The organism is Actinotalea sp. JY-7885 (assembly GCF_014525465.1).
Lineage (GTDB): Bacteria > Actinomycetota > Actinomycetes > Actinomycetales > Cellulomonadaceae > Actinotalea.
The window spans coordinates 1-12,840 of the sequence record NZ_JACEXH010000096.1; the positions used below are offsets into that span (position 1 = coordinate 1).

General features: G+C 73.1%; 16 protein-coding genes. All 16 read left to right on the plus strand.

Annotation, left to right across the window (positions count from 1 at the left end):
* A partial coding sequence (locus IDM29_RS10180; protein WP_375372403.1) for a N5-glutamine methyltransferase family protein occupies positions 1 to 495 on the plus strand: 495 nt, incomplete at its 5' end.
* Positions 492 to 1,148 carry an L-threonylcarbamoyladenylate synthase gene (locus IDM29_RS10185; protein WP_188037483.1) on the plus strand — a complete coding sequence of 219 codons (657 nt, stop codon included), beginning with the start codon at positions 492 to 494 and terminating at the stop codon, positions 1,146 to 1,148. The genes IDM29_RS10180 and IDM29_RS10185, both read left to right, overlap by 4 nt.
* Entirely contained in the window at positions 1,145 to 2,266 is a 1,122-nt protein-coding gene (locus IDM29_RS10190) for an MraY family glycosyltransferase (protein ID WP_182111654.1), read from the plus strand. Before IDM29_RS10185 ends, IDM29_RS10190 begins: the two co-directional genes overlap by 4 nt.
* Positions 2,263 to 2,748 carry a hypothetical protein gene (locus tag IDM29_RS10195; protein WP_182111653.1) on the plus strand — a complete coding sequence of 162 codons (486 nt, stop codon included), beginning with the start codon at positions 2,263 to 2,265 and terminating at the stop codon, positions 2,746 to 2,748. Before IDM29_RS10190 ends, IDM29_RS10195 begins: the two co-directional genes overlap by 4 nt.
* Before the next feature lie 111 nt (positions 2,749 to 2,859).
* Positions 2,860 to 3,699 carry a F0F1 ATP synthase subunit A gene (gene atpB, locus IDM29_RS10200; protein WP_255491576.1) on the plus strand — a complete coding sequence of 280 codons (840 nt, stop codon included), beginning with the start codon at positions 2,860 to 2,862 and terminating at the stop codon, positions 3,697 to 3,699.
* A gap of 88 nt (positions 3,700 to 3,787) precedes the next feature.
* Positions 3,788 to 4,015, plus strand: a complete 228-nt coding sequence (gene atpE, locus IDM29_RS10205) for an ATP synthase F0 subunit C (protein ID WP_182111652.1) — start codon at positions 3,788 to 3,790, stop codon at positions 4,013 to 4,015.
* Complete coding sequence (locus IDM29_RS10210; protein WP_182111651.1) at positions 4,015 to 4,617, plus strand: F0F1 ATP synthase subunit B; 603 nt, start codon at positions 4,015 to 4,017, stop codon at positions 4,615 to 4,617. Before atpE ends, IDM29_RS10210 begins: the two co-directional genes overlap by 1 nt.
* Positions 4,617 to 5,432 (plus strand): F0F1 ATP synthase subunit delta, encoded by an 816-nt coding sequence (locus tag IDM29_RS10215; protein WP_182111650.1) that lies wholly within the window; start codon positions 4,617 to 4,619, stop codon positions 5,430 to 5,432. Before IDM29_RS10210 ends, IDM29_RS10215 begins: the two co-directional genes overlap by 1 nt.
* 72 nt (positions 5,433 to 5,504) lie before the next feature.
* Positions 5,505 to 7,136 carry a F0F1 ATP synthase subunit alpha gene (gene atpA, locus IDM29_RS10220; RefSeq protein ID WP_188037484.1) on the plus strand — a complete coding sequence of 544 codons (1,632 nt, stop codon included), beginning with the start codon at positions 5,505 to 5,507 and terminating at the stop codon, positions 7,134 to 7,136.
* A 1-nt stretch (position 7,137) separates the two neighbouring features.
* On the plus strand, positions 7,138 to 8,028 hold the full coding sequence (locus IDM29_RS10225) for a F0F1 ATP synthase subunit gamma (RefSeq protein WP_188037485.1): 891 nt from the start codon (positions 7,138 to 7,140) through the stop codon (positions 8,026 to 8,028).
* A 94-nt stretch (positions 8,029 to 8,122) separates the two neighbouring features.
* Positions 8,123 to 9,595 (plus strand): F0F1 ATP synthase subunit beta, encoded by a 1,473-nt coding sequence (atpD, locus tag IDM29_RS10230; RefSeq protein ID WP_182111647.1) that lies wholly within the window; start codon positions 8,123 to 8,125, stop codon positions 9,593 to 9,595.
* Between the two features lies 1 nt (position 9,596).
* Complete coding sequence (locus IDM29_RS10235) at positions 9,597 to 9,881, plus strand: F0F1 ATP synthase subunit epsilon (RefSeq protein WP_182111646.1); 285 nt, start codon at positions 9,597 to 9,599, stop codon at positions 9,879 to 9,881.
* 12 nt (positions 9,882 to 9,893) lie between these two features.
* Complete coding sequence (locus IDM29_RS10240; RefSeq protein ID WP_182111645.1) at positions 9,894 to 10,316, plus strand: DUF2550 domain-containing protein; 423 nt, start codon at positions 9,894 to 9,896, stop codon at positions 10,314 to 10,316.
* Entirely contained in the window at positions 10,316 to 11,011 is a 696-nt protein-coding gene (gene nucS / locus IDM29_RS10245; protein WP_188037486.1) for an endonuclease NucS, read from the plus strand. The genes IDM29_RS10240 and nucS overlap by 1 nt, the downstream gene beginning before the upstream one ends.
* Positions 11,012 to 11,021: 10 nt before the next feature.
* Positions 11,022 to 11,714 (plus strand): pyridoxamine 5'-phosphate oxidase, encoded by a 693-nt coding sequence (gene pdxH, locus IDM29_RS10250; protein WP_182111643.1) that lies wholly within the window; start codon positions 11,022 to 11,024, stop codon positions 11,712 to 11,714.
* Between the two features lie 18 nt (positions 11,715 to 11,732).
* Positions 11,733 to 12,840, plus strand: a 1,108-nt coding sequence (locus IDM29_RS10255; protein ID WP_309232714.1) for an amidohydrolase family protein, incomplete at its 3' end; no start/stop codon positions are given.

The window sequence follows — 12,840 nt, forward strand, 5'->3', positions numbered from 1 at the left end:
CCCGGCGCCGAGGTCCACGCGGTGGAGCTCGACGCCGCCGCCCACGCGTGGGCGCAGCGCAACGTCGCCGCCCTCGCGGCGGGTGCGCGCGTGCGGCTGGTGCGCGGCGACGCGCGGACCGCGCTGCGCGAGCTCGACGGCATGCTCGACGTCGTCGTCTCCAACCCGCCGTACATCCCGCCCGACGCGGTGCCGCTCGACCCCGAGGTGCGCGACCACGACCCCGGCGTCGCCCTCTACGGGCTCGGGCGGGACGGCCTGGAGGTGCCGCGCGGCGTGGTGGCCGCCGCCGCCCGGCTCCTGCGGCCCGGCGGGATCCTGGTCATGGAGCACGCGGAGGTCCAGGCGGACGCGGCGCGGGCCGTCGTCGCCGCAGGGGAGCGGTTCGCCGACGTGCGGACCCTGCCGGACCTCGCCGGCCGGGACCGGATGGTCGTCGCGACGCGCCGCGGCACCGCGGGCGCGCCGGGCGACGTGGGAGACTCACGGCCGTGAGCGCTGTCCTGGACTGCACCGACCCCGCGACGTGGGGCCCGTCGGTCGACGAGGCGGTCCACGTCGTCACGCGCGGCGGCCTGGTCGTCCTGCCGACCGACACCGTCTACGGCATCGGGGCGGACGCGTTCTCGCCGCCCGCGGTCGCCGCGCTGCTCGCCGCCAAGGGCCGGGGCCGGCAGATGCCGCCGCCCGTGCTGGTGCCGGACGTACGCACGATCGACGGCCTGTGCGCCGACGTGAGCGACGACGTGCGGGCGCTCGTCGCGGCGTTCTGGCCGGGCGGTCTGACGGTGATCTGCCGCGCGCAGCCCTCGCTCGCGTGGGACCTGGGGGAGACGCGGGGCACCGTGGCCGTCCGCATGCCCGACCACCCGGCGGCCCTCGCGCTGCTGCGCCGGACCGGCCCGCTGGCGGTCTCGAGCGCCAACCGGACCGGGCACCCGGCGGCCACCACCGCCCAGGACGCGCTCGAGCAGCTCGGCGACGCGGTCGGGGTGTACCTCGACGGCGGCGTCGCGCCCGGGGGCGTCGCCTCGACGATCGTCGACGCGACGGGACCACTGCGCGTCGTGCGGACCGGGGCGGTCCCGCTCGACGCGCTGCGGGAGGTGGCGGACGTCGCCGGCCCGGAGGCGGGTCCCGCCGCGTGAGGGTCTACCTGCTCGTCATGCTCGTGGCGGCCGCCGTGACGTACCTGACGACGCCGCTCGCCCGGTGGGTGGCGCTGCGCTCGGGCGCCATCACGGCCGTGCGCGACCGCGACGTGCACGCGACGCCGACGCCCCGCATGGGCGGGCTCGCGATGCTCCTCGGCATGGCGGTGGCGCTGCTCCTCGCCTCGCGCATGCCGTTCCTCGCGCGCGTCTTCGAGGACTCCCACCAGGCCTGGGCGATCCTCGGCGGGGCCACCCTGGTCTGCCTGCTCGGCATGGCGGACGACATCTGGGACCTCGACTGGATGACGAAGCTCGCGGGGCAGGTGCTCGCCGCCGGCTTCATGGCCTGGCAGGGCGGGGTCCAGCTGTACTCCCTGCCGATCGGTGGCCGGACGATCGGGTCGAGCTACCTCTCGCTCGCCGTGACCATCCTCGTGGTCGTGGTCGCGATCAACGCCGTGAACTTCGTCGACGGCCTCGACGGGCTCGCGGCAGGGCTCATCGCGATCGGCGGGGCCGGCTTCTTCGCCTACACCTACCTGCTGACCCGCGACATCAGCGCGGACGACTACTCGAACCTCGCGAGCCTGGTGGTGGCGGTCCTGGTGGGCGTGTGCGTCGGGTTCCTGCCGCACAACTTCCATCCCGCGCGCATCTTCATGGGCGACTCCGGCTCGATGCTCATCGGCCTGACGATCGCGGCAGCGGCCATCGTCGTCACCGGGAAGATCGACCCGGGCGTGGTCTCCGACCGCCAGGCGATCCCGGCCTTCCTGCCGATCGCGCTGCCCGTGGCGGTGCTGCTGCTGCCCCTGCTCGACATGGGCCTGGCCGTGGTCCGCCGGGTGGGGGCGGGACGCTCCCCGTTCCACGCGGACCGGCTCCACCTGCACCACCGGCTCCTGCAGCTCGGGCACTCGCACCGGCGCGCCGTCGTCATCATGTACCTGTGGACGGCCGTCTTCGCCTTCGGTGCGGCGGGCCTGGCCGTGTGGACCACCAGGACCGTCCTCATCTCCCTCGGCGCGGGCGTCCTGCTCGCGCTCGCCCTGACCCTGGGCCCGCTGCGCGGCAAGGTCCGCCGCACGACCCCCTCACGAGGAGCACCATGACCGCCGTGCCCGGCCCCCAGCCCTCCGCCGACGACCCGGTGCGCGCCGTCCTGCGGCGTGCGCTGCGGGACATGCTGGTGCTGGTCGGCGTGCTCGCGGTGGTCGGCATCGCGGTCGGCGCCGCCGTCGCCGGCGCCGCGGGCGCGTGGGGGGCCCTGATCGGCGTCCTCGTCGCCCTCGTCTTCAGCGGCACCACGGTCGTCAGCGTCATGCGCACGACGCAGTCCTCGGTCACCACCACGGGCGCGGTCATCCTCGGCGCCTGGCTCGTCAAGATGGTCGTCCTCGTCGCGCTGTTCGCGGTGCTGGACGACCTGACGTTCTACGACCGGACGGTGCTGGTCGTCGTCGTGCTCGTGGGGGTCCTGGGCTCGGTCTTCCTGGACTACCGCGCCGTGACGCGCGGCCGCGTGCCGTACGTGGACGCCGCGCGCGAGGACCGCGGCGGCGAGGACGGCGGGGAGCCGGACCGGTCCTTGTGAGCCGCTGCACAAACGCTGGACGGCGGCCGGGACCGAGGTCCCTATGCGTTAGGATTCCCACGATCCAAGCCAAGACCTGGTCCGACGGCGTGCCCGCACAGCGAGTTCCCGTTGCACCCGAGACCCGGGGAGTGCGCCCTGTTCACCGTCGCGACGAACCCGCTGCTCGCCGCCTCCGGTGAGGGCGGCGGGTTCCACCCGCCGTCGATCGCCGAGTTCTTCCCGGCCTCGTTCCTCTTCGAGGGCACGCCCTTCGAGATGAACCGCATCATCCTCGTCCGGCTGGTCGTCACGGCCGTCCTGGTCGCCGTGTTCGTGCTCGCCGCGCGCCGCGCGAAGCTCGTGCCGGGCCGGGGCCAGAACGTCGCGGAGATGCTCCTCGACTTCGTGCGCGTCAACATCGCCGAGGAGACGCTGGGCCACAACGCCCGCCGCTTCCTGCCGATGCTGACGACGATCTTCTTCGCCGTGCTGGCGATGAACCTCACCGGTGTCGTGCCCTTCCTCAACATCGCGAGCACGTCGCTCATCGGGATGCCGCTCGTCCTGGCCGCGTGGGTCTACGTCATGTACCTCGCGGTCGGTGTCCGGAAGTTCGGCGTCGGCGGGTACCTGAAGAACAACCTGTTCCCGCCGGGGCTGCCGCCGTTCCTGTACGTCCTCGTGACGCCGATCGAGGCGCTCCAGGTGTTCGTCTTCCGGCCGGCCACGCTGGCGCTGCGACTCACGGCCAACATGATCGCCGGGCACCTCATCCTCGTGCTCTGCTTCGGTGCCACGCACTTCTTCCTCTTCGAGGCGTCCGGCGCGATGAAGGCCTTCTCGGCCATGTCGCTCGCCGCGGGGGTGGCCTTCACCCTCTTCGAGATCCTGGTCGCCGCCCTGCAGGCCTACATCTTCGCCCTCCTCGCCGCCGTGTACCTGAACATGGCCGTCGAGGAAGAGCACTGAGCCCCACCCCCACGAGCCCCCGCCGTCAGCGCGTGGGTACCGACACGACGCCCGGGCCACCGGGCGCCTCACGGAAGGAACACCCCTAGTGGACACCACCACGCTCGCCGAGGTCACCGGTAACGTCGCGACCATCGGCTACGGCCTCGGCACGCTGGGCCCGGGCATCGGCCTCGGCATCCTCATCGGCAAGGCGCTCGAGGGCATCGCCCGCCAGCCCGAGGTCGCCGGCCAGCTCCGGACGACGATGTTCATCGGTGTCGCCTTCGTCGAGGTGCTCGCGCTGCTCGGCCTGGTCACCGGCTTCCTCTTCTGATGAAGGCGGTCCTCGAGGCGGCGACGCTGCTCGCCGCCGAGCCCGGCGAGGAGGTCGAGGGGATCAACCTCCTCATCCCCGCCGACTACGACATCATCTGGTCCCTCGTCGCGACCGCGATCATCGCGTTCGGCTTCTACAAGCTCGTCCTGCCGAAGTTCACGGCGATCCTGGACGAGCGCACCGAGAAGATCGAGGGCGGGCTCGCCCGCGCCGAGAACGCTCAGGCCGAGGCGGCCGAGGCGCTCGCCGAGTACCAGCGACAGCTGGCCGAGGCGCGTGCGGAGGCCGCGCGCATCCGTGAGGACGCGCGCGCCGAGGGCACCGTGATCGTCACCGAGCTGCGGCAGAAGGCGTCGGACGACGCGGCGCGGATCCTCGAGAACGCGCAGCGCCAGATCGAGGCCGAGCGCCAGCAGGCCGCGGTCTCGCTGCGCGCCGAGATCGGCACGCTCGCGACCGAGCTCGCCTCGCGCATCGTCGGCGAGTCCCTCGCCGACTCGGCGCGCCAGACGCGCGTCGTGGACCGCTTCCTCGACGACCTCGAGGCCAGCACGGTCGCAGGCGCCACGGCGTCGGCCTCCCGGGTCCAGGACAGCTGATGCGCGGGACGAGTGCCTCGTCGGCGCAGCGCGTGGCGACCGGCTTCGAGCCGGTGCTGCGGGCTGCGGGGACGGACGCGTCGGCGCTCGGCGCGCAGCTGTTCGCCGTCGTGGACGCGCTGGACTCGTCCGGCTCGCTGCGGCGTGCGCTGAGCGACCCGTCACGGCAGGCCGACGACAAGGCCGCGCTCGTGCAGGGTCTCCTGCGCGGCAAGGTCGACGAGCGCGTGGTGGAGGCCGTCGCGGCCTTCGCGCGCGCCCGGTGGTCGGCCGAGTCGGACCTCGTCGACGCGCTCGAGGAGGCCGCGTTCGACGCGCTGCTCGCGTCGGCGCAGGCGGAGGGCCGGCTGGAGCAGGTCGAGGACGAGCTGTTCCGCTTCGAGCGCGCGCTCGTCGGTCAGCGCGACCTGCGACGGGCGCTCACGGAGCGGGCGGCGGCGCCGCGCGCCCGCGGCGCGCTCGTGCGACAGCTCCTCGGCGGCAAGGTCTCCGCGCAGACGCTCCAGGCGGTCGAGCGGCTCGCGGTCGCACCACGCGGCCGGTCCGTCACGGTGCTGCTCGGGCTCGTCGGGCGGCTCGCCGCACGACGCCGCCAGCGGCTGGTCGCGGCGGTCTTCGTCGCGGTCCCGCCGACGGTCGCTCAGACGGAGCGGCTCTCCGGGCTGCTCGAGCGCGCCTACGGGCGTCCCGTGCAGCTCAACGTCTCCGTGGACCCCCAGGTCATCGGCGGCATGCGGGTCCAGGTCGGCGACGAGGTCGTCGACTCCACGGTGCTCGCCCGCCTCGACGACGCACGACGCCGGCTCGCCGGCTGACCCCCACGGGCCGCCCGCGGCCCACGCAGGACGTAGACGACCCCACAGGGGGTCAACGACAGGAGAGAGACCATGGCTGAGCTGACGATCAGGCCCGAGGAGATCCGGGCCGCTCTGGACAGCTTCGTGAAGTCCTACGAGCCCCAGGGTGCGGTTCGCGAAGAGGTCGGGCGCGTCACGCTGGCCGGCGACGGCATCGCGCAGGTCGAGGGCCTCCCGGGCGCGATGGCGAACGAGCTGCTCGAGTTCGAGGACGGCACGCTCGGGCTCGCGCTCAGCCTCGACGTCCGCGAGATCGGCGTCGTCGTCCTCGGCGAGTTCACCGGCGTCGAGGAGGGCCAGACGGTCCGGCGCACCGGCGAGGTCCTGTCCGTGCCCGTGGGCGACGGCTACCTCGGCCGGGTCGTCGACCCGCTCGGCAAGCCCATCGACGGTCTCGGCGACGTGGCGACCGAGGGTCGCCGCGCGCTCGAGCTCCAGGCGCCCGGCGTCATGGCGCGCAAGAGCGTGCACGAGCCGCTGCAGACCGGGCTCAAGGCCATCGACGCGATGATCCCGATCGGCCGTGGCCAGCGTCAGCTGATCATCGGTGACCGCCAGACCGGCAAGACGGCGATCGCGATCGACACGATCATCAACCAGAAGGCCAACTGGGAGTCCGGCGACCCCAACAAGCAGGTCCGCTGCATCTACGTCGCGATCGGCCAGAAGGGCTCGACCATCGCGTCCGTCCGCGGCGCGCTCGAGGACGCAGGCGCGATGGAGTACACGACGATCGTCGCGGCCCCCGCGTCCGACCCGGCCGGCTTCAAGTACCTCGCCCCGTACACCGGCTCGGCCATCGGCCAGCACTGGATGTACGACGGCAAGCACGTCCTGATCATCTTCGACGACCTGTCGAAGCAGGCCGAGGCGTACCGCGCGGTCTCGCTCCTGCTGCGCCGCCCGCCGGGCCGCGAGGCGTACCCCGGTGACGTCTTCTACCTGCACTCCCGTCTGCTCGAGCGCTGCGCCAAGCTCAGCGACGAGCTGGGTGCCGGCTCGATGACCGGTCTGCCGATGATCGAGACCAAGGCCAACGACGTCTCGGCCTACATCCCGACCAACGTCATCTCGATCACCGACGGCCAGATCTTCCTCCAGTCGGACCTGTTCAACGCGGACCAGCGGCCCGCTGTCGACGTCGGTATCTCGGTGTCCCGCGTCGGTGGCGCGGCGCAGGTCAAGGCGATGAAGAAGGTCTCCGGCACCCTCAAGATCGACCTCGCCCAGTACCGCTCGCTCGAGGCGTTCGCGATGTTCGCGTCCGACCTCGACGCCGCCTCGCGCCAGCAGCTGACGCGTGGCGCGCGCCTCATGGAGCTGCTCAAGCAGCCCCAGTACTCGCCGTACCCGGTCGAGGAGCAGGTCGCGTCCATCTGGGCCGGTACCAAGGGCAAGCTCGACTCCGTCGCGCTGTCCGACGTGCGCCGGTTCGAGCGGGAGATGCTCGACCACCTGCGCCGCAACGGTGACGTCCTGACCACGATCCGCGAGACGGGGCAGCTGAGCGACGAGACGGAGGCCGCGCTCGCCGCCGCGATCGACGAGTTCGCCGCCGGCTTCCAGGCGGGCAAGGGCGCGCCCGTGGTCGACACGCCCATCAATGGCGACCTCGAGGCGGACATCGAGCAGGAGCAGATCGTCAAGCAGAAGCGGGGCTGAGGTGGCCGGTCAGCAGCGCGTCTACCGGCAGCGGATCCGGTCGACCCAGTCGCTGAAGAAGATCTTCCGCGCGATGGAGCTCATCGCCGCCTCGCGCATCGGCAAGGCCCGCGCACGCGTGTCCGCCGCGACGCCGTACGCCCGGGCGCTGACCCGGGCGGTATCGGCCGTCGCGACCCACGCGGGCGTGGACCACCCGCTCACCACGGAGCGTCCCGACGTCAAGCGCGTCGCGGTGCTCCTGATGACGTCCGACCGCGGCATGGCAGGCGCCTACTCGGCGTCCGTCATCCGCGAGGCCGAGCGGCTCATCCAGCAGCTCACGGACGAGGGGCGGGAGGTGGTCCTGTACGTCACGGGCCGCCGTGCGGTGTCGTACTACTCGTTCCGCAACCGCGAGATCGCGGCCCAGTGGACCGGGGCGTCCGACGCGCCGACGGCCGAGACGGCGCAGGAGATCGCGGACACGCTGCTCAGCGCCTTCCTCTCGGAGGAGTCCGACGGCGGCGTCGCCGAGCTGCACGTGGTCTACACGCAGTTCGTCAACATGGTGACGCAGACCCCGCGCGTGGTGCGGATGCTCCCGCTCGAGGTCGTCGAGGGCGTGGCCGAGCCGGGGGACGAGCCTCTGCCGCTCTACGAGTTCGAGCCCTCCCCGGAGGAGGTCCTCGACGCCCTCCTGCCGCGGTACATCCAGAGCCGCATCTACAGCTTCCTGCTGCAGGCGGCGGCCTCGGAGCTGGCGTCCCGGCAGCGGGCGATGCACACCGCGACGGAGAACGCCGAGGAGATCATCCGCACCTTCACCCGGCTCGCCAACCAGGCCCGCCAGTCGGAGATCACCCAGGAGATCAGCGAGATCGTGTCCGGCGCCGACGCGCTGGCCTCGTAGGCCCTGAGCACCGACCCGGCGACGCCGGGTCACAATGCACGTACACGCACCAACCCACCGGGGCCCGCTCCCGGTCGAGCGAAGCGAGAGAGACATGACTGCCACCACGACCGACACCGCGGCGTCCGCCACGGGCGGGAGCGGCACGGGTCGGGTCGCCCGGGTGATCGGCCCGGTCGTCGACATCGAGTTCCCGACCGACGCCATCCCGGAGATGTACAACCTGCTCGAGGTCGAGATCGACCTCTCGGCCGCGGGCCAGGGCACGAGCACGCTGCGGCTCGAGGTCGCCCAGCACCTCGGCGACTCGCTCGTGCGTGCCGTCGCGCTCAAGCCGACCGACGGCCTCGTCCGCGGCGCGGTCGTGCGTGACACCGGCGCCCCCATCAGCGTGCCCGTGGGCGACGTGACCAAGGGCCACGTCTTCGACGTGACCGGTGAGGTCCTCAACGCCAAGGAGGGCGAGCGGATCGAGATCACCGAGCGCTGGCCCATCCACCGCAAGCCCCCGGCCTTCGACCAGCTCGAGTCGAAGACGCAGATGTTCGAGACGGGCATCAAGGTCATCGACCTGCTCACCCCGTACGTCCAGGGCGGGAAGATCGGCCTGTTCGGCGGTGCCGGCGTCGGCAAGACGGTCCTGATCCAGGAGATGATCTACCGCGTCGCCAACAACCACAACGGCGTCTCCGTGTTCGCCGGCGTGGGCGAGCGCACGCGTGAGGGCAACGACCTCATCGAGGAGATGACCGAGTCGGGGGTCATCAAGCAGACGGCCCTCGTGTTCGGCCAGATGGACGAGCCGCCGGGCACGCGCCTGCGCGTCGCGCTGTCCGCCCTGACGATGGCGGAGTACTTCCGCGACGTGCAGAAGCAGGACGTGCTGCTCTTCATCGACAACATCTTCCGCTTCACGCAGGCCGGCTCCGAGGTCTCGACGCTGCTCGGCCGCATGCCGTCGGCCGTCGGCTACCAGCCGAACCTCGCGGACGAGATGGGTCAGCTGCAGGAGCGCATCACGTCGACGCGTGGTCACTCGATCACGTCGCTCCAGGCGATCTACGTCCCCGCCGACGACTACACCGACCCGGCGCCCGCGACGACGTTCGCGCACCTCGACGCGACGACCGAGCTCTCCCGCGAGATCGCGTCGCGCGGCCTGTACCCGGCCGTCGACCCGCTCGCGTCGACCTCGCGCATCCTGGACCCGCGCTACGTCGGCCAGGCGCACTACGACGCCGCCGTCCGGGTCAAGCAGATCCTGCAGCGCAACAAGGAGCTCCAGGACATCATCGCGATCCTCGGCGTCGACGAGCTCTCGGAGGAGGACAAGGTCGTCGTCTCGCGCGCACGCCGCGTCCAGCAGTTCCTCTCGCAGAACACGTACATGGCGACGCAGTTCACCAACGTGCCCGGCTCGACCGTGCCGCTGAGCGAGACGATCGAGGCCTTCACGAAGATCGCCGACGGCGAGTTCGACCACGTCGCGGAGCAGGCGTTCTTCAACATCGGTGGCCTCGAGGACCTCGAGCGCAACTGGGCCCGCATCCAGAAGGAGATCGGCTGACGTGGCCAGCCTCGACGTCGACCTCGTCGCGGCCGACCGGAGCGTCTGGTCGGGCGAGGCCCGCATGGTCAGCGCCCCGGCGGCCGACGGTGAGATCGGCATCCTGCCCGGGCACTCGCCCGTGCTCACGGTGCTGCGGCCCGGCACGGTCCGGATCACCTCGGTCGAGGGCGCGGTCCGCGCGGTGCGCATCGACTCGGGCTTCCTGTCCGTCGACACCGACCGGGTGACCGTCGTGGTGGACACGGCCGAGGACACCGAGGCCGGCTCCGCGACGGGCCGCTGAGGCACGCCCGCGGTGGAGCTGCTCGGCGCGCTGCTCGGCGTCTGTGCGCTCCTGCTCGTCGCGGCCGTGCCCGTCGGGCTGTACCTGTCGCGGCAGCGCACGCTGTCGCGACGGGTCGGCTCGTTCCCGTGCCTGGTGCGGGGCGAGGACGGGCGTGGGTGGGTCGCGGGAACGGCGCAGTACGGGGCGACACAGCTGTCCTGGTGGCGGACCCTGTCGCTGGCGCCCCGCCCCGCCCGCGCATGGTCCCGTGCGACGCTGACCCTGGTGGAGCGCGTGCCGCTCGACGCCGTCGACGACCTCGGTCAGCAGCAGCTGCTGCTGCACTGCGAGCACGAGGGTGAGCGGTTCCAGCTGCTGATCTCGGCGCCCGCGTGCGCCGGCCTGGTGTCCTGGCTCGAGTCCGGCCCGCGACCGGTGGGGAGGGTGATCTGATGCGTCTCGTCGTCGCGTCGTGCGCGGCCCGCTACACCGGCCGGCTCTCGGCGCACCTGCCGCTCGCCACGCGCCTGCTCGTGGTCAAGGCCGACGGCAGCGTGCTGCTGCACTCCGACGGCGGGTCGTACAAGCCGCTCAACTGGATGAGCCCGCCGTGCTCGCTCGCCGTCGTCGCGCCGGACGAGGAGGCGGCCGCGCGCGGCGTCACGCAGGTCTGGCACGTGCAGCACACCAAGTCCGACGACCGGCTCGAGATCGAGCTGCACGAGATCCTGCACGACTCGGCGCACGACCTCGGGGTGGACCCGGGCCTGGTCAAGGACGGCGTCGAGGCCCACCTGCAGGCCCTGCTCGCGGAGCAGATCCACGTCCTGGGCGAGGGCCACGTGCTGGTCCGGCGCGAGTACCCGACGGCGATCGGCCCGGTCGACATCCTCGCGCGCGACGCCTCGGGCGGCACCGTGGCGGTCGAGATCAAGCGGCGGGGCGACATCGACGGCGTCGAGCAGCTCACGCGCTACCTCGAGCTGCTCAACCGGGACCCCCACCTGACCCCCGTGCGCGGCGTCTTCGCCGCCCAGGAGATCAAGCCGCAGGCGCGCGTGCTCGCCCGCGACCGCGGCATCGCGTGCCTGGTGCTCGACTACGAGGCGCTGCGCGGCATGGACGACGTCGCCGCGCGGCTGTTCTGACGGGCCGGCGATGGACGGCCCGGAGGGTGCGCCGGAGGTCGGCCGGATCGACGCCGAGCGGCGCGCCCGGCTCGCCGCGCTGCGCCGGAGCTACGAGCGCTCCCGGCTCGACGAGGCGGACGTCGCGCCCGACCCCGTGACGCAGTTCCTGCGCTGGTTCGACGACGCCGTCACCGCGGGCCTGGCCGAGCCCAACGCGATGGTGCTCGCCACGGCGGCGCCGGACGGGACCCCGTCGAGCCGCACCGTGCTGCTCAAGGGTGTCGACGAGCGGGGCTTCGTCCTGTTCACGCACCGCGGCTCGCGCAAGGGCCGGGAGATGCTGGACAACCCCCGGGCGTCGCTGACCTTCCCGTGGTTCGAGATGGACCGGCAGGTGGTGGTGCGCGGGGACGTGCACGAGGTCGACCGTGCCGAGACCGCCGCCTACTTCACGAGCCGTCCGCACGAGTCGCAGGTCGCGGCGTGGGCCAGCGCCCAGTCGACGGTGCTCGCGGACCGGGCCGAGCTCGACGGCCGGTTCGCCGAGCTCGCGCTGCGTTGGCCCCCGGGCACCGAGGTGCCCGTGCCGCCGCACTGGGGCGGGTTCCGCGTCGTGCCCGTGACGGTCGAGCTGTGGCAGGGCCGCGCCTCGCGCCTGCACGACCGGCTGCGGTACCGCCGCGAGGCCGGTGCGTGGGTCGTCGAGCGACTCGCCCCGTGACCACGACACACTGAGGACGTGACCACCGTGCCGCTGACCGAACCCCTGAAACCGCAGGACCCCCGGCTCGCGCTGCGCGGCCGGGTCGTGCTGCCCGACGCCGTGCTCGAGGACGGCGTCGTCGTCATCGCCGGCGACCGGCTCGGGTGGGTCGGACCGTGGGCGCAGGCCGGCGACGTCCTGGCCCCGGGGGCCCGCGTGCGCACCGTGCACACGATCCTGCCCGGCCTGGTCGACCTGCACTGCCACGGCGGCGGGGGAGCGAGCTTCCCGGACGCGACGGACGCGGCGCAGGTGCTGACCGCCGCCCACGAGCACCTGCGGCACGGCACCACCAGCCTGGTCGCCTCGCTGGTCACGGCGGACGCCGCGACGCTGCTGGAGCGCACGGCGCTGCTCGCGGACGCCGCGGACGCGGGCGAGCTGGCCGGCATCCACCTCGAGGGCCCGTTCCTGTCGGCGGCCCGGTGCGGCGCCCAGGACCCCCGGCTCATGGTGCCCGGTGACGCGGACCTGGTGCGGGCGGTCGCCGAGACGGCGCGCGGCCACCTCGCGACCATGACGGTGGCGCCCGAGGTCCCGGGCGTCCTGACGGCCCGGGCCGCGAACTCGGCGCCCGAGTGCGAGTCGGCCGTCGGCGCGCTGGCCGCGGTGGGAGCCGTGCCCTCGTTCGGGCACACCGACGCGCCGGCGGAGCTGGTCGAGGCGGGGCTGGCACAGGCGGTCGAGGCCCTCGCGTCTCCCGGGAGCCGGTCCGCCCGGCCGACCGTCACGCACCTGTTCAACGGCATGCGTCCCCTGCACCACCGCGATCCAGGGCCCGTCGCCGCCTGCCTCGCGGCGGCCGCCCGCGGGGCCGCCGTCGTGGAGCTGGTGGCCGACGACGTGCACCTGGCGCCAGCGACGGTGCGCTCGGTGTTCGCGATGGTCGGACCGGGCTCGGTCGCCCTCGTCACCGACGCCATGGCGGCAGCGGGCATGCCCGACGGCACCTACCAGCTCGGCCCGATGGCGGTCCGCGTGGCGGGCGGCGTCGCCCGGCTCGCCGACGGCGACGCGATCGCCGGCGGCACGGCGCACCTGCTCGACGTCGTGCGCGCGACGGTGAGCGCGGGCGTGCCCCTCG